The sequence below is a fragment of the Actinopolyspora mzabensis genome (assembly GCF_900101095.1).
Taxonomy (GTDB): Bacteria; Actinomycetota; Actinomycetes; order Mycobacteriales; family Pseudonocardiaceae; genus Actinopolyspora; species Actinopolyspora mzabensis.
In genome coordinates, this window is the sequence record NZ_FNFM01000004.1 from 412,864 (window position 1) to 429,739 (window position 16,876).

The 16,876-nt window shown below is 67.7% G+C and carries 13 protein-coding genes and 1 tRNA gene; 9 read left to right on the plus strand and 5 right to left on the minus strand.

Annotated elements, in window-relative coordinates:
* Positions 1-494 precede the first annotated feature (494 nt).
* The 4 genes from BLR41_RS08975 to BLR41_RS08990 all read right to left on the minus strand — a co-directional run bounded on the left by BLR41_RS08975 (position 495) and on the right by BLR41_RS08990 (position 4,260).
* Positions 495-1,832, minus strand: a complete 1,338-nt coding sequence (locus BLR41_RS08975) for an MFS transporter (RefSeq protein WP_245694011.1) — start codon at positions 1,830-1,832, stop codon at positions 495-497.
* An 80-nt stretch (positions 1,833-1,912) separates the two neighbouring features.
* Positions 1,913-3,055: a questin oxidase family protein gene (locus BLR41_RS08980; RefSeq protein ID WP_218120013.1), complete on the minus strand. Its 1,143-nt coding sequence runs from the start codon at positions 3,053-3,055 to the stop codon at positions 1,913-1,915.
* 557 nt (positions 3,056-3,612) lie between these two features.
* Positions 3,613-4,140 carry a transposase gene (locus BLR41_RS23990; protein WP_176797889.1) on the minus strand — a complete coding sequence of 176 codons (528 nt, stop codon included), beginning with the start codon at positions 4,138-4,140 and terminating at the stop codon, positions 3,613-3,615.
* 43 nt (positions 4,141-4,183) lie between these two features.
* Positions 4,184-4,260, minus strand: a tRNA-Pro gene (locus tag BLR41_RS08990).
* A 56-nt stretch (positions 4,261-4,316) separates the two neighbouring features.
* On the opposite strand from BLR41_RS08990, the gene BLR41_RS08995 reads away from it, so the two are divergent.
* From BLR41_RS08995 to BLR41_RS09005, 3 genes are all read left to right on the plus strand, one after another.
* A complete protein-coding gene (locus BLR41_RS08995) occupies positions 4,317-4,769 on the plus strand; it encodes a DUF5313 family protein (RefSeq protein WP_176797890.1) in 453 nt (150 codons plus the stop codon).
* 174 nt (positions 4,770-4,943) lie between these two features.
* Positions 4,944-6,266: an aspartate aminotransferase family protein gene (locus BLR41_RS09000; protein WP_092627610.1), complete on the plus strand. Its 1,323-nt coding sequence runs from the start codon at positions 4,944-4,946 to the stop codon at positions 6,264-6,266.
* 203 nt (positions 6,267-6,469) lie between these two features.
* On the plus strand, positions 6,470-7,129 hold the full coding sequence (locus tag BLR41_RS09005) for a class I SAM-dependent methyltransferase (RefSeq protein ID WP_218120014.1): 660 nt from the start codon (positions 6,470-6,472) through the stop codon (positions 7,127-7,129).
* Positions 7,130-7,168: 39 nt separating this feature from the next.
* Here BLR41_RS09005 and BLR41_RS09010 read toward each other — a convergent pair whose 3' ends face one another.
* On the minus strand, positions 7,169-8,704 hold the full coding sequence (locus BLR41_RS09010) for a glycosyltransferase family 39 protein (RefSeq protein WP_245694012.1): 1,536 nt from the start codon (positions 8,702-8,704) through the stop codon (positions 7,169-7,171).
* 189 nt (positions 8,705-8,893) lie between these two features.
* On the opposite strand from BLR41_RS09010, the gene BLR41_RS09015 reads away from it, so the two are divergent.
* The 6 genes from BLR41_RS09015 to BLR41_RS09040 all read left to right on the plus strand — a co-directional run bounded on the left by BLR41_RS09015 (position 8,894) and on the right by BLR41_RS09040 (position 16,876).
* Positions 8,894-9,514, plus strand: a complete 621-nt coding sequence (locus tag BLR41_RS09015) for a TetR/AcrR family transcriptional regulator (protein ID WP_092627612.1) — start codon at positions 8,894-8,896, stop codon at positions 9,512-9,514.
* 659 nt (positions 9,515-10,173) lie between these two features.
* Positions 10,174-12,090 carry a 2-oxoacid:acceptor oxidoreductase subunit alpha gene (locus BLR41_RS09020; protein ID WP_092627518.1) on the plus strand — a complete coding sequence of 639 codons (1,917 nt, stop codon included), beginning with the start codon at positions 10,174-10,176 and terminating at the stop codon, positions 12,088-12,090.
* Between the two features lie 23 nt (positions 12,091-12,113).
* A complete protein-coding gene (locus tag BLR41_RS09025) occupies positions 12,114-13,148 on the plus strand; it encodes a thiamine pyrophosphate-dependent enzyme (protein WP_092627613.1) in 1,035 nt (344 codons plus the stop codon).
* Between the two features lie 90 nt (positions 13,149-13,238).
* Positions 13,239-13,979, plus strand: a complete 741-nt coding sequence (locus tag BLR41_RS09030; RefSeq protein ID WP_092627519.1) for a polysaccharide deacetylase family protein — start codon at positions 13,239-13,241, stop codon at positions 13,977-13,979.
* Between the two features lie 162 nt (positions 13,980-14,141).
* A complete protein-coding gene (locus tag BLR41_RS09035) occupies positions 14,142-15,509 on the plus strand; it encodes a nucleotide sugar dehydrogenase (protein ID WP_092627520.1) in 1,368 nt (455 codons plus the stop codon).
* 11 nt (positions 15,510-15,520) lie between these two features.
* Positions 15,521-16,876: a carboxylate--amine ligase gene (locus tag BLR41_RS09040; protein WP_218120017.1), complete on the plus strand. Its 1,356-nt coding sequence runs from the start codon at positions 15,521-15,523 to the stop codon at positions 16,874-16,876.

Genomic DNA, 16,876 nt, shown 5'->3' on the forward strand with positions numbered 1-16,876 from the left:
GAATCCGTGTTGCCGCCGATGCGTTCGCCGCTTTCTCCTGCAGCCACTACGAGTGCCGCGCTTGCCCCGCCGCCCACGTGCCTCCGGGCGGCATGCCGCGGTTCCCCGTGGTTGAAATTGGTGCGGAGCCTCGTCGCTTGGATCGAACGAGGCCTTCAGCGGGACACGGATCGGCGAGCGCGATCTTCGGCGCGCTGCGTGCTGACCTCAGCGCAGCCTTTTCCCGAGCGCCCGGCACGCGGTCGAAACCTCGGTACGCCCCTCCGGGCGCGGCAAGCTCGTGGAAATCTCGAGTACCGTCCCGCGTCGTTCACCGGACCGATCGGCGGAATTTCCGAGTGGTGCACCGGAACGACGTTGCCGGCGTCGGTCGGTCACTCGCACCGAATCGATCGCTCCCGCAGCTCCGGCTCGTATCCGGGACGCAACATGCCCGGTCGAGGTTTTCGTGCTCGGACCGGCGGGTGTCCGGGCAACCCATCCGGACACCGTGCTCACTTCGAGTGTTCTCCGTGCCGCGCCGTTCTGGTCGAGCTGTCGGAGCGCATCGTCAGCATCGCCGCGCAGAAAACGGCAGCAAGAACCGAGAGACCACCACCGATCAGCAGTGGTGAGCGGGCGTCCAAGTGCTCGGCGGTCCAGCCCGCCAGGGTACTCCCGAGCGGAGTACCTCCTAGTAGTAAAAGCATGTACAACGCCATCACTCGACCGCGTAGCGCGGAATCGACCGAAAGCTGGATGGTGTTGTTCGCCGTCAGGATGAACGTCATCTGCGCCGCCCCGACGGCGATCAGCGCTGCTCCGAACGTCCCCGCGTCCGGTGCCAGCGCAGCCAGTATTTCCAACAATCCGAAGGCCAGGGCACTGCCCACCAACAGACGTAGTCGTGGCCCGCTTCGGCCACTGCGCCAAGCGGCCAGTGCGGCCCCGCTCAGCGTTCCGATGGCAAGCATGGTGTGCAGCAGTCCGAAACCGTCCGAACCGAGCAGGAACACTTTTTCGGCCATCACCGCCAGTGAGGTGTTGAACGTTGTTCCGAACGTGCCGATACAGCAGACCAGCAGTAGCACCAGCATCAGTTCGCTGCGATGACGTACGTAGCGAATCCCCTCGACGAGCTGTCCGCGTTTTCGGGAGCCGTCGCTGTCGCTGCGAATCCCGTCTTTGTCCATAGTAGCCAGCGTCGCGACGACCGCTACGAGGCTGAGCGCATTGAGCAGGAACAACCATCCCGTTCCGATGAGGGTGATGAGGTATCCGGCGATGGCAGGGCCCACCACCCGGCAGGAGTTCACGATCATGGAATTCAGGGCGACAGCGTTTCCGACCTGCTCCTGTCCGACCATCTCCATCACGAATGACTGCCGCACCGGCATCTCCAGGGCTCCGCAGCAACCGAGCCCGAAGCACAGTACGTAGACCTGCCAGAGTTGGACGAGCTCGGCCAGATCCAGTGTGCCCAGCACCAGTGCGCAGCCGCCGATCCCGTACTGCAACGACATCAGCAGTCGTCGTTTGTCGAGCCGGTCGGCCAGCACTCCCGCCCACAGCGTCAGCAGCGGCATCGGCAGGAACTGCAGAGCCACTGCCACGCCGAGTGCCACCGGACTGCCGCCGGAGATCTCCAGCACCAGCCAGTCCTGGGCGATACGTTGGATCCACGTCCCGAGCAGGGAGACGACCTGTCCTCCTGCGTAGAGTCGGAAGTTCCCGACCCGCAGTGAGGCGAACATCGCCCACGAGCGTTCTCGCCGCTCCCCGCCCACCCCGTCGTGGGGTTGCGCTCGCTCCTGCTTCCCACGCGCCGGAACGTTGGTCACTTCCTTGGACAATTTTCCGCCCCGAGTGCCTCTTGTGTCGCTCCCCATCGCCCCGGCACGTGCGTGCGGGTTCGGCTCGCGGCCCGCATCCGTTACCGTCCGAGGACCGCGATCCGCTGTTGGGCGGCGAAGGCCGCCGCCGGGTAGCGCGGATCGGGCCGGAGGGCGTACTCACGCTGGCACGCTTCCGCGAACTTGATGACGTGCTCGTCCCCGTGCTCCATCGCGCCGACCAGCAGCTGCGGCCCGGACGGAAGGTCCATGGCGCGCGCGGTGTCCAGACTTCGACGCTCGGGTGAAGCGTCACTGGTGAAAGCCATCAACAGTGCGACGTGGACTTGCCACATGGTGGCCACCGTAGGACCGTGCTGTTCGGAGGGCAGGTACGGAAGCACCAACCTGATCGCGGCCGGTGCGGTCACGCCGTGAATGAGCGGAATGGGAAGAATTTCCGGATGGGCGAGGTAAACACCTGCGAATGTGGAGGTCATCTCGCTCAGCAACCACTGCGCACTGTTCGGCGCGATGTCGTCCAACGCATCGAAGTATCCGGGGAACTCCTCGTCGTCCTGCAGTCGAACGCGCCGCAGCCGTTCCGCGGCCATCGGAGGAGTGATCACGCCTTCGGACTCCGGCCGAGGCAGTCTTGCCACGGCCTCTGCAGGACGGTGCTTTCCGATCAACCTGGCGTCGCCGGGTAACCCCGTGTAACGGGCCGCCCAGTACGCCAGCCCCCGGGCCAACTCGGTCAGTGCCAGATCGCTCGGTGGTTCGGCGGCGGCCACCGAGCGAGTGGCGTGGGCGGTGCGGATCAGTCCGTGAGTCAGTCCAGCCATCAGCCCGGGAAGCAAGCGGGGCCACCATCGTTCGAGCACCCGCTGCCAGGGGTCTTCGCGGAGCTCACGCCAGAAGAGTCGTTCCCAGTCCCCGGCACGGTGGAATTGTCCGAGCGCTTCCCGCCACGAGGACTCGTCGGAGGGGTCGATTTCGAACCGGGGGGCCGGAGGATCGTGGTGCGGCATCGCCTGCTTGTACCCCTCGACCCAACTCGAGACCGCCTCACCGAACCCGAGAACCGCCAGGGCTTCGGCGCCCATCGGGCCGTGGTTGGCCAGATCCCCGTTCGTGCCGCGCTCGTAGCCGAGGCCTTCCAAACGTTGCAGTGCCTCACCGACAGCGTCGGCATACCCCTGGGTTCCCAACGGAGCCTCCTGATCCGGAACGACGATGCGCACACCTGTCCACTCTCCGAGCCGCCGTACGCGTTCCCGGCCGGTCCGCCGACCCTGCGGAAGTGTTGGAACAGAGTCCGTAAGACTCGTTCCACGGTGTACTGCCATCAGCGTCACAACCGCTGTGGGGAAGCTCAACACCGATTTCCTCAAGAATTCGTCAATTCGGTGAAGCGCAGCGGTGGGAAGGTGGAACGGGAGCAGGAGAAGCTCGACAGCGCAGGTGCTCCGGAAGTCATTGTGGAACCCGTGCAGCTCGGCACGCCCGATCGGCTCGGAACTCCGATGCGCAGTGGTCAACTACAGAAAAGTACCGCACGGTTGGATTAATTTCTGCGCGTGAGCTATCCTGATCAGCGGAGAACGTTTCCCGAAGGCGTCGGGGTGTCGATCCGTTCAGAGAGTCCGGGGTCAAGCAGGAGCGTGCGGCACGAACGAGGGAAGCGCTCCCGCACGCGGAAGTCGAGGTGATGGCCGCCCGTGGTTACGAAGGGGCACCCGTTTTCGCGATCCTCGAACGCGCCGGAGCCATGAAGGGGACCAGATATATCCCCTTCCGTTCAGGAAACGTGTAAACGTTCCCGAGCCGTCGCCTTGCGGCGCGGCGTCGGCCCCGGCCCGCTGGGGCGGGGTCTTCCCGCGGCGATACCCGTGGCCAGCGGGGCTGCTCTTGGGTGGGTTTCCAGCCGACTCGTTTCCGTCGCACCGCAACTCGGGGAGGACGTGCTGCCCCCAGCCTCGGGCGGTCCGGCCATGCGGCGGGCCAGGCGCCGGTTGCGCACCATCCCCGACACGTTGAGGTCTTCGACCACCACGGTGTCGAACTGGCGCACCAGTCGGGTGGAGAGCTGGTGCAGCCCGTCGCGGCGCGCGTGGGAGATCCGCGTGTGCAGCTTGGCGATGCGGACTTGGGCGGTGTGCCACCGGTTCGACGGCTTCCGGCCGGTGCGCTTGTCCGCCAGGGGCGGCGGGCGGCCTGGCGCAGTAACCGGCGTAGTTCTCGCTGTTGCCGGTCGAGATGTCTCGGGTGGGCGATGGTCTGGCCGGTGGACAGCACGGCCGGGGATTTCACTCCGAGGTGCAAGCACAGTGTGCCGCCCCGCTCGTTGCCGGGGCGGCAGACCATTCCCGTGGTCGGGACGGCGGGATTCGAACCCACGACCCCCTGACCCCCAGTCAGGTGCGCTACCAAGCTGCGCCACGTCCCGCTCTTCTGTTGAACAGTGATCAGCTTACACCACCTTCCACGGTCCGGAGCACGGGGGTGGCCGTTACGTTCACTCGCCGGTGGCGAGCGATTCGCGCCAGGGGGGCTATCGTCGAGGCGATGGGCAAGCACCGTCCCAACCCCCTGCAGTGGGTCTGGTACACGTTCGGTGGCAGGCTGCCCGCTCACCTGGCCGAATGGGTACTGCACGACGTGACCTGCCGTACCTGGGTGCTTCGTCACCTTCTCCGCGCTCTGACGCAGCTCGCCCCGTTCTGCGTGGTGGTGCTGCTGTTGTTGCCGGGCCCGCTCTACATCCGGTGGTCCTCGGTGGCCCTGGGGCTGCTGGTGGGATTGTTCTACTCGGTCAGTGCCATGGGCGAGAGCTGTGAACACCGCGTGATCAAACACGGCTATCCCCCGGGGATCGGGCGTGAGACCCGCGCGATGTACCGCGAGGTGCGCAGGACCACCCGCGGCGAGTCGCGCAGGCGCGGACCATCCGAATGAGCCCACCCGAATGAGCCCCCCCCCGAACGAACTCAGCCGAATGAGCCGCTTCCCGAGTTCGGGCCGTTCGCGCGCTTCGGTATTGCCCCGGCCCCGGTTCGCCCATAGGTTCGAGACCACGCTGGCCCGAAAGACGGTCCGGTGGCATCAACGGCGGAGCTGACAGGAGTGACGATGAACGCCGAAGCCGGCTTCGACCCGGGCGGAGAGCACGCACGTTTGGCGCGGCGGCGTGCGGCGGTGATGCCGTCCTGGCTGTCGACCATGTACTCCGAGCCGATCGACATCGAGAGCGGATCCGGCAGGCACGTCTGGGACGCCGAGGGGAACCGCTACCTCGACTTCTTCGGCGGCATCCTCACGACCATGACCGGTCACGCCGTACCCGAGGTGACCAAGGCCGTGGCCGAGCAGGCGGGCAGGATCCTGCACTCCTCCACGCTGTACCTGAACCGGCCGATGGTGGACCTGGCGGAACGGATCGCCGAGTTGTCGGGCCTGGACGACCCCCGGGTCTTCTTCACCACCAGCGGCACCGAGGCCAACGACACCGCCCTGCTGCTGGCCACCGGCTATCGGGCCTCCAACCAGATCCTGGCCCTGCGCAACAGCTACCACGGTCGTTCGTTCGCCTCGCTGGCGGTGACCGGCAACCGGAGCTGGTCGCCGAGCAGCCTCTCACCGGTGCAGACCAGCTACGTCCACGGCACCCGGAGGCGCGGCACCATGCTGGAGGGGTTGAGCGACGGGGAGTTCACCGAGGCCTGCGTGCGCGATCTGGAGGACACCCTCGATCAGCTGCACGGCAACGTGGCGTGTCTGATCGCCGAACCGATTCAGGGCGTCGGCGGGTTCGCCGCGCCCCCGGACGGCCTGTTCGCGCGGTTCAGGGAAGTGCTGGACCGGCACGGCATCCTGTGGATCAGCGACGAGGTGCAGACCGGCTGGGGACGTACCGGCGAGCACTTCTGGGGCTGGCAGGCGCACGCCGACAACGGCGCGCCGGACGTGGTCACCTTCGCCAAGGGCATCGGCAACGGTCTTCCGATAGCCGGTGTGGTGGCCCGAGGTGAGGTCATGGACAGCGTCGCCGCGAACTCGATCTCCACGTTCGGCGGCAGTCCGCTGACAGCCGCCGGTGCGCTGGCGAACCTCGACTACCACCAGCGCCACGATCTCCGGGAGAACGCGCGTCGGGTCGGTGCGGTGCTGCGCGACGAACTGCGGGCCGCCGAATCCCTGAACTCGGTTGCCGAGATCCGCGGCAAGGGGCTGATGCTCGGTGTGGAACTGGTGCGAGCGGACGGAAACCCCGCCGCCGAGGTGGCCGCCGCCGTCACCGAGCGGGCCCGGGAGCGCGGGGTGCTGATCGGTAAAGGGGGACTGGAGGGAAACGTGCTGCGTATCGCCCCGCCGTTGAGCGTCACCGAGGAGGAGGCGACCGAAGGAGCTCGGGCGCTGGTCGAGGCATTGCGCGCCGCGACGCCCGCCGTGTGACGCTCGACCGGGCGTCGTAGTGGCCACGGCCGCGCTCCCGCTTTGCCGGGCGCTAGGCTGGTGGCCGGTAAGGCGGTTCGCTCCGGCGGGACCGTCCCCAACCCCGTGACGCCCGGGGCCACGGCCCGTGCCGGGTTTCCGGTCGAAATACGGCCACGATCGGTGACCCCGACGTGGACAGGACCGAACGAGAAGGCCATTCGTTGACACGATCCCAGCAGACCGGCTCCGGCGATCTCGCCGCACCGGCATCCCGCAGCAGTTCGTTGCTGTCCGAGTACCGCACTTTCGTGAACCGGGCGGTACGCGAACCCGCCACCGTCGGTGCCGTCCTGCCCAGCTCTCCCGTGCTGGCCAGGGAGATGGCAGCTGTCGTGCCCAGCATCGAACAGCCGGTCGTCGTCGAGCTGGGCCCCGGCACCGGCGCGCTCAGCGGTGCCATCGCCGAGCGCGTCCCCGCGGGGGGACGCCACGTCGCCGTCGAGGTCGACCCCGGTATGTGTGAACACCTGCGCACCGAGGCACCCTGGTTGGAGGTCGTACAGGGGGACGCGATGCGACTGGGCGAGTTGCTCGCCGAGAACGGGATCGAGTCGGCGGACGCCGTCGTCAGCGGGCTGCCCTGGTCACTGTTCGCGCCCGAATCGCAGCGCCGGATCCTGCGCGAGATCGGTTCCGTACTCGCACCCGGCGGCGGATTCACCACCATCGCCTACGCGCACGCGCTCGGCATGTCGGGTGCCCGGCGATTCCGTGACCGGTTGGGAGCGGCGTTCGACGAGGTGATCACCTCGCGTACCGTCTGGCGCAACGTGCCACCCGCCCGCGTCTACGTCTGCCGCAGGCCCGTGGCGCCTCGCTGAGCTTCGGGCTGAGCTTCCGGTCGGCAGGGCGGGGAACACTCACATCTTCCGGATCCGGGGCCACAGCTCGGACCAGCTAAGCCGGGGCTCGGTGTAGAGGGTGACGGCGACGCCGCGCGCGATGTTGACCACGTTGTGCTCGCTTCGCACGGTGTCCAGCTGCCGCCGCTCGCCGAAGTGGGGCGCCAGCGGATGCTCGCTGCCGACGTAGAGCATCGCGCGCGCCGAGTCGGGCGGGGCTCCGAAGAACCAGTACCCGCGGTGCGGGCTGTGGACCCGGGGTAACCCGAGTTCCCGCCCGTGCACGTCCAGCGCCGCCGCCATCGGGTAGTTCGCCGCGACCACGACGGTGTCCTCGCGCAGCCCTGCGGGCAGCTCGCGGTAGGCGCTCGCGGTGGTTCGTGCCAGCGCTCGCCATCCCGTCTCGTACATTCTGCTGTAGCTGGGCAGCTCGGGGTGGGCGGCCAACAGCGGCAGGGGATAGATGGGTAGCAGCGCGATCGGCAGCAACGCCGACAGCGGGTATACCACCCACGGGACCCAACGGGCCCTGTTGTGCCCGCGCAGTTCGCGGCGGTGCCGCAGCCCCACCGCCCCCGCGGCGAACAGCAGCCCGAACGTTCCCGCCGGATAGTTCGGTCTGCCACTGGCCGCGAGGAAGAACAGCACCAGGCCCAGTACCGTCCAGCCCAGGAACCGGTACTCGGCGAGTTCGGGAGCTCGCAGCAGTTGCCACAGCCCGTAGCAGCACAGCACGGCGCCCACCGCGATCCCGGAGTAGAGCAGCGCGTTCGGCACGAACAGCAGGCGCCGTGTCTCACCAGCCACCACCGCCCCCATGTCCAGGGCGGGCCAGCCGTTCCGGTGCTGCCACAGCAGGGTCGGAAGGGAGGTGGCCAGTACTGTTCCGGCGCCGAGCCACAACGCGGGACGGCGCAGCATCCGGCGGGGGCCGACGGCGGAAACGGCCAGCAGCACCGCCAAGCACAGCAGGATCACCTGGAACTTGGTCTGCACTCCGACCACGACGACTGCTGTCGCGCTCCAGATCAGCCGGTCCCTGCGAAACCCGGCGTGGTGCCACCTGCTCCAGCGGACCAGCAACCACAGGATCAGGCCCCACTCCAGTGGTGCCAGCGTGGCCGCCGCCAGCCAGTGACCGCTCAGCAGCAGCCACGGCGAGATCGCGTAGGCAGCGGCCGCCAGGGTCTGCGCCCGGTGATCCCCGCCGAGGTCCCGGGCGATCAGGGCGGTTAGCACGATTCCGCCCGCGGTCACCAGGGCTGGGACGAGCCGCAGCACGAGCAAGGAGTCCGAAGCCAGCACGTCGGCCCACCGCGCCAGCAACGGGACCAGCGGTTGCTGGTCCATATAGCCCCAGTCCAGGTAGTGCTTGCCCGCGGCCAGGAAGTACAACTCGTCCGAGAGATAGCCGTAGCGAGGGCTGAGCAGCAGCAACAGGGCGCTGACGGCTCCCGCGAGCAGCAGTACCGGCACGCGTGCGAACGAGGTGGCCCTCATCGCCCCACACGTGCTCGGGTTGCGCTGCTCGGCTGTGGACAGGGACGCGGACACCGAAGCTCCTCCAAGTGGACTCGACCACGATCAGCTTAGGGCCCTCCTCGGCCGTGCGGGAGCACGTGCCCGAGTCCGGTCGGTCCCGGGAAAAGGCCTGTCCGCGAGCGGTGCGGGAGTCCTCGCCGGGCGGGGCGTCCGCCCCCTGATTTCCGGCGAACTCGCGCGTGCGCCCGGATAATGTCGCTGATGACCGGCGGGAATCGGACGAGTGGCAGGGAGCGTGGTTCCGGGCGCAGGGCGGAGCTGTTGGCCATGGCGGCTCGGATGTTCGCGACTCGCGGTGTCGCGGCCACCACGATGCGTGAGATCGCCGACGAGGCAGGGATACTGCCCGGCAGTCTCTACCACCATTTCGATTCGAAGGAGGCGATGGTCGACGAGATCCTGCGGGAGTACCTGAACGCGCAGCTGGAGCGGTTCCGACGAGTGGTCGACGCCGGTCACGACCCGCACACCACGGTGGGCGAGCTGATTCACGAGGCGTTCGCGGCGTTGCATCGCCATCGGTGGGCGATGGCCGTCCTGCACAACGAGGCCGGGTACCTGGCGGGATTCGACCGGTTCGGCTACATCGACACCGCGAACCGCGACTTCGAACGCATCTGGGTACGTGTGCTGCGGCAGGGGCAGCGGATGGGGGTGTTTCGCGCCGAGCTCAGTCCCCGGTTGGCGCACCGGTTCATTCGGGATTCCGTCTCCGCCGCCGTGCGCTGGTACAACCCCAGTGGTCGCATGAGCGTCCAAGGGATCGCGGAGCAGTACACCCGCATTTTCCGCGACGGCATGGTGGTTCCCGAGCGGGGCTGACCCGCGAGCGACGGGCACGAGGTGGCGTTGCATTCCACGAGTCGTGCAGCGCGCGAACACCTCGGCTTCCCAGCCGGGGGAGTCGCCCGAGCGTCGTGTGCGGGGTTGTAGCTGCCGCCCGGTAGTGGGAAAGTCACCGTTGGGTATGGCGGAAATCACATTCCTTTTTTCGGACGACTAGCGAGAAATCGTGCTGCCGATCAGGTGTCTCGCGGAATGGGCGCCCGCCGTTTCGAATGCACGAGCGGAAACGGGTTCGTGCGCCACCTGCTCCGCAGCCGCTCGCGTTTTCGGAGGCACGGCACGAACGGCACGAGCCGAGCCGTTCGTGCCGTGCCTGCCCACCTCGCTCGACCGTCGCCCCGTGGGGAGCCCCGCGCGGCGAGCAGGTCGCGGTGGTTTTCGCTCTCGCGTGCGGTATTCGCTCCTGTCACTGCGGTTTTCGTTTCCGTGCTGGCTCGCGGTTCCCCGGTCCCGCGCGGAACGGAGTTTCCCGGAAAACGGAATGCGACGACTGCCGAGTTCGTTGTGCCACGAGTATGCTGCGGACGGGTTGCGGCTTGATCGCCGGACGCGGCTCACGGTACGAACAGCGGCGGTGGACGAGTCACCCATTCCGCGATGGGGACTTCCTCGCACGGTGAAAGGGAACTGGTCAAGTGGTGGCGACGAACGGGCAACAACCCGCTGAGCGAACGGGATCCGGGGCTGACGAACAGCAGCCGGACACGCAGCGCAAGGTGAACCGCGTCGTGATCCGGTTTGCCGGGGATTCCGGTGACGGTATGCAGTTGACCGGCGACCGTTTCACCTCGGAGGCCGCCGCGTTCGGCAACGACCTGGCGACCCTGCCGAACTACCCGGCCGAGATCCGGGCGCCCGCGGGAACCCTGCCCGGAGTGTCGAGTTTTCAGTTGCACTTCGCCGACTACGACATTCTTACCCCGGGTGACCGGCCGGACGTGCTGGTGGCGATGAACCCGGCCGCGCTCAAGGCCAATCTCGGCGATCTTCCGCACGGCGCGACCGTGGTGGTCAACACCGACGAGTTCACCAAGCGGAATCTGAAGAAGGTGGGCTACGAGCAGTCTCCGCTGGAGTCGGGCGAGTTGGATCGGTTCACGCTGCACCGGGTGGCGATGAGCGAGCTGACCAAGGGTGCGGTGGCCGAGACGGGGCTTACCCGCAAGGAGGCGGAGCGCTGCAAGAACATGTTCGCGCTCGGGCTGCTGTCGTGGATGTATCACCGCCCCACCGAGAACACCGAGCGCTTCCTGCGTGAGAAGTTCTCCGGCAAACCCCAGGTGGCCGAGGCGAATCTGCTCGCGTTCCGGGCGGGGTGGAACTACGGTGAGACCACCGAGTCGTTCGCGGTGAGCTACGAGGTCGAGCCGGCCAGCCTGCCCGAGGGGACCTACCGGCAGGTCACCGGCAACCTGGCGCTGTCCTACGGTCTCGTGGCGGCCGGGCGGCGCAGCGAACTCCCGGTGTTTCTGGGCAGCTATCCCATCACGCCCGCCTCGGACGTGCTGCACGAGATGGCCAAGCACAAGAACTTCGGTGTGACGACGTTCCAGGCCGAGGACGAGATCGCGGGCGTGGGTGCCGCGCTGGGGGCGGCCTTCGGTGGTTCGCTCGGCGTGACCACCACTTCCGGGCCGGGACTGGCGCTGAAGTCGGAGACGATCGGGCTGGCGGTGGCCCTGGAGCTGCCGATGCTGATCTGCGACATCCAGCGCGGCGGCCCCTCGACCGGGCTGCCCACCAAGACCGAGCAGGCCGATCTGCTGCAGGCGCTGTACGGCCGCAACGGCGAGTCCCCGGTGCCGGTGCTGGCGCCGCGGTCACCGGCCGACTGCTTCGACATCGCCATCGACGCCGCACGGATCGCGTTGACCTACCGAACCCCCGTGCTGCTGCTGTCGGACGGAGCTACGGCCAACGGCTCCGAACCCTGGATGATCCCCGACGTGGAGCAGCTTCCCGACCTGCGGGTCGATTTCGCCACCGAGGCCAACGCCGCCGACGGCTCCGAGGAGTTCTGGCCGTATCTGCGCGATCCGGAAACCCTCGCCCGACAGTGGGCGATCCCCGGTACGGCCGGTCTGGAGCACCGCGTCGGCGGGTTGGAGAAGCTGGACGGCAAGGGCAGCATCTCCTACGATCCGGACAATCACGACGCGATGGTGCGGCTGCGGCAACGCAGGATCGACGGCATCGAGGTGGACGACGTCGAGGTGGATGATCCCGGCGGGCAGGCGCGGGTGCTGGTGCTGGGATGGGGTTCCTCCTACGGGCCCATCGGTGCGGCCTGCCGCAGGCTGCGGGCGCGTGGCATGTCGATCGCGCAGACCCATCTGCGCCATCTCAACCCCATGCCGGGCAACCTCGGCGAGATACTTCGGAGCTACGAGCGCCTCGTGGTTCCGGAGATGAACATGGGGCAGTTGGCGATGCTGCTGCGATCGCGGTACCTGGTGGACGCTCAGTCCTACACCAAAGTGGCGGGCTTGCCATTCCAGGCCGAGGAGTTGGAAACCGTGCTGTCCGATGTGGTTCGAGGAGCCGAGCTGTGACGACGAATCTGGGACTGCCCACGATGGGCGGGCTGGATGGGGTGCCCACCACCGACGAGGAGTACTCCGCCAAGGACTTCACCAGCGACCAGGAGGTCCGCTGGTGCCCCGGCTGCGGTGACTACGCGGTGTTGGCGGCGGTGCGCGGCTTTTTGCCCGAGCTGGGCATCAAGCGGGAGAACACCGTGTTCGTCTCCGGTATCGGCTGCTCAGCCCGCTTCCCGTACTACATGAACACCTACGGGATGCACTCGATCCACGGTCGGGCACCGACGATCGCCACCGGCCTGGCGACCACCCGTCCCGATCTGTCGGTGTGGGTGGTCACCGGCGACGGCGACGGCCTGTCCATCGGCGGTAACCACCTGATCCACGCGCTGCGGCGCAACGTCAACATCACCGTGTTGTTGTTCAACAACCGGATCTACGGGTTGACCAAGGGGCAGTACTCACCCACCTCGGATCAGGGCATGGTCACCAAGTCCACCCCGGCCGGTTCGGTGGACACCCCGTTCAACCCGGTCTCGCTCGCCCTGGGCGCCGAGGCCGGTTTCGTGGCTCGCACCCTGGACTCCGACCGCGCGCACCTGACCGAGACCCTGCGGGCCGCCGCGGCCCACCGCGGTTCCTCGTTGGTGGAGATCTACCAGAACTGCCCCATCTTCAACGACGGCGCGTTCGACGTGCTCAAGGACGCCGACGAAAAGCAGCGCAGGCTCATCCAGCTGCGCCACGGCCAGCCCGTCACGTTCGGCCCCGAACACGAGCGGTTCGGGGTGGTTCGCGACGAGGGGGGTGAGCTGCGGGTGGCCAAGCTCGACGAGACCGACGAGCGCGACCTCGTGATCCACGACGCGCACCGCGCCGACACCGGTCACGCCTTCGCCCTCTCCCGGCTCGGCGGGCAGGACCTCGATCCGACGGTGACCGGCGTATTCCGCGACGTCGACCGTCCCACCTACGACGACCAGGCCAGGCAGCAGCTCGACGACGCCGCCCGGCAGCGTCCCGCCGATCTGCAGCAGCTGCTCACCGGCCGCGACACCTGGACAATCTGAGGTAGACACGATACCCGCCTTGACGGATCCGTCGGGGCGGGTCACCGGTTACCGTCATCTCCGCACGAGTGCCCGTCGCGGGGGAGGACGATGATCGGCTCGGAAACGGCAGGCACTGTCCAGCGGCCGGCGAGCGACATGCCGCCGGTGTTGATGTATCACTCCGTGCAGGAGTACACGACTGACCCCTATCGAGTGACAGTTCGTCCCGAGCGTTTCCTGCGGCAGCTGCGTTGGCTCCGCCTGCGCGGCTGGACCGGGGTAGGGGTGGGCCAGCTGCTCCGTGCGTACCGGCAGGGACGTGCGCGTGGGCTCATCGGGCTCACCTTCGACGACGGCTACGCGGACTTCGACACCACCGTGGTGGGCGCACTGCGTGAACACGGCTTCACCGCCACCGTGTTCGTACTCGCCCGCCGGATCGACGGCCACAACGCGTGGGACGGTGACGGTCCACGCAAGCCGCTGATGAGTGCCGAGCAGATCCACCGCGCCGCCGAACTGGGGATGGAGATCGGCTCACACGGGCTGCTGCACCGCCCGCTGTCCACCCTCTCCCGCGTCGAGATGGCCGAGGAGGTGCACCGCAGCCGTTCCGAGCTCACGGAGTTGCTGCGTCAGCCGGTCGAGGGGTTCTGTTATCCCTACGGCGACCTCGACCGGAACACTCTACGCGAGGTCCACGAGGCCGGTTACGCCTACGCCTGCGCCGTTCGGCCGGGCTCGCTCGCCTGTGGACTCGCCATTCCACGAATTCACGTGGGTGACCGTGACAACGGACTGCGACTCGAGGCCAAGCGGTGGCGCGCCCGGCTACGACCGAGCCGTTGACGGCGAGCCCGGTGCGGCGTCCCGTCGAGTGTTGAGGAGTAACCCCTCCTGCCGGGTGGGTAGACGCTTTTCCCCACTGCGGAGGAGGAACCCGGGGGCATGCCGATGGCATGGTCGAACGCATCGGCAGTGATACGGCACCGTCGATCCTGGGGAGGAATCGTGGGGGAACTTCCGCTCTCGCTGGCGGTCAACGGCCGGGAGTACGAATTCAATGATCGGTTGGTGACTCATTCGCCGCTCGGTGGCGGCGAAGACGGGCCCGCCGCTTCCACCCCCGCCAGAGTGGCGGTGGTGGGATTGGGGTACGTCGGGCTGCCGACGGTCGTGGAGTTCCACTCCAAACGGATCGACGTGATCGGAGTGGACACGAGCAGCGAGCGGCTACGCAGCATCCTGGACGGCGACGTGGAGTTGGCCGAATCCGACCGGGAAGAGCTGCGACGCGCGCTCGGCACGGAAGGAATCCGACTCACCTCCGACAGCGGAGCCATCGCCGAAGCGGAGGCGATAGTCATATGCGTCCCCACGCCGGTGCGTGAGGACGGAACTCCCGAACTGGCCGCGCTGCGGGCCGCCTGTACCGAAGTGGCATCGCAGGCCCGGCCGGGCCAAACCCTGATCCTGACCTCGACGACTTACGTGGGCACCACGCGGGAGCTGCTGGTCGAACCCCTGCGACGTCGTGAGTTGTTGCCTGGCCGGGATGTCTACGTGGCATTCAGCGCCGAACGGATCGATCCGGGGAATCCGGACCACCGGCAGCAGGACACGCCGCGTGTGGTGGGCGGGGTCACCAAGAACTGCTCGGCACGCGCGGCGGACGTGATCAACCAGGTGACCGACTCGGTGTTCCTGGTCAGTTCCCCGGAAGCCGCGGAACTGACCAAGTTGTACGAGAACATATTCCGCGCGGTCACGCTCGCCCTCGCGAACGAGTTCGCCGAGGTTTGCCGGAACCTCGAGCTGGATCCCATCGAGGTCACCCTGGCGGCGGGTACCAAGCCCTACGGGTTTCTGGGTGGGTTTCCCGGCCCCGGAGTGGGGGGACACTGCATTCCCTGCGACCCCTACTACCTGCTGTGGCAGTTGCGCTCCCAGGGGGTGTCCGCTCCGCTGCTGGAGCAGGTTATGCGCGTGATCCGGGACCGGCCGCAACAGGTGGTGACGCGGGTCGCCGAACTGCTCGCCGAGTCAGGGCTCACCCCGGGCGGGGCACGCGTTCTGCTGGTCGGGGTCAGCTACAAGGCCGGGGTGGCCGACTTGCGGGAGTCGCCCGCACTGTCCATTCTGTCCGGGCTCGCGGAGTTGGGGGCCGAGATCGGTTACTACGATCCGCTGGTTCCGCGAGTTCGGCTCTCCGAGAGCACCGAGCTGGTCAGCGAGATCAGTCCCGCCGAGGGGTCGTGGGATCTGGTGCTGGTGCACACGCCCCATCCGGAGTTCGACTACCGCTGGGTCGGTCGCTTCCCGCTGGTGCTCGACGCCACCTACCGGTTCGATCACGCCCCGCATCGCAGGCTCGTGTGAGGAGGTGTGCCGTGCCCGCTTCCCGAGACACACCGTCGCCCGCCGCGGGGGTCTTCGACACCGCCACGCCCGTGGTGGTGCTCAAACTGGACGACAATCCGCTGCACCACGGCGGTCTGGGGGTCGTCCGTGGTCTGGGCAGGCTGGGGGTGCCGGTTTACGGGGTCTGTGAGGACCCGCTGGTGCCCACCGCCCACTCCCGTTACCTGCACGGTCACTGGCGATGGCGAGCCGGGGAGGGCACCGAGCTCGACGTCGTGGACGGGTTGGCACGGATCGTCGAACGGCTCGGACGGCCCACGGTTGTGTTGCCGACCGACGACGCCGGGGCCATCCTGCTGGCCGAACACGCGGCCGAACTGCACCCGTGGTTGTTGTTCCCCCGTCCCCCCACCGACCTGCCGCGGAAACTGGCGGGCAAGGATTCGCTGTACCGACTCTGCCGGGAGCACGGAGTTCCCGCCCCCAGAACCGAGACGGTCACCACCTGGCCGAGGGCCCGTGCCTTCGCGGCCTCGGTCGGTTATCCACTGGTCGCGAAGCTGGCCACTCCCTGGCGTCGCGCCGGTCACCGCATTCCCAGCACGAGCGTGGTGCGCACCCCGAATCAGCTCGGGGAGCTGCATCGCGCCGCCGGCCAGCCGATCGTGTTGCAGGAGTTCCTGCCCCACGCGACGACGCCGGGACGGGGCCAGGACTGGTTCCTCCACGGTTATCTGGGTGACGATCCGGCACAGAGTCCGGTGTGTATCGGGGTCAAGGAACGCTCGTATCCGGCCGCGGCGGGATTGACCAGCTTCGGTCGCTGGGTGACCAACCACGAGCTCGGGCAACAAGCCGTCGAACTGCTGCGCCGTACCGGTTTTCGCGGCCTCGTGGACATGGACTGGCGTTGGGATCCCAGGGACGGCCACTACAAACTGCTCGACTGCAACCCCAGGCTGGGCGCCCAATTCCGACTTTTCAGCGACCGGGCCGGGTTGGATCTCGCGGTGACGGCCTACCTGGACCTGACCGGACAGCGTGTTCCGCACATAGCGCACGGTCCCGACCGTCGTTTCGTGGTGGAGAACTACGACCCACTGGCGGCGTTCGGGGGGTGGCGCGGTGGCCGCCTCGGTCTCCGAGAGTGGATCAGCTCGCTGCGCGGCACCGAGGAAACCGCCTGGTTCGCACGGGACGACCTCGCTCCGTTCGGGCTGATGTGTCTGCGGATGGGGTGGCGAGCGCTCTCGCGCCGGATTCCGGTCTCGCGTCGGCCGCAACGAGCGCGCGCACCCGAGTTCCATTTCGGACGAGCGGGCTCCCGGCGGGGCTCGCCCATCGTGAACCAGCCGAACGAGTCGAATACTTCAGTTCCGAGTTGA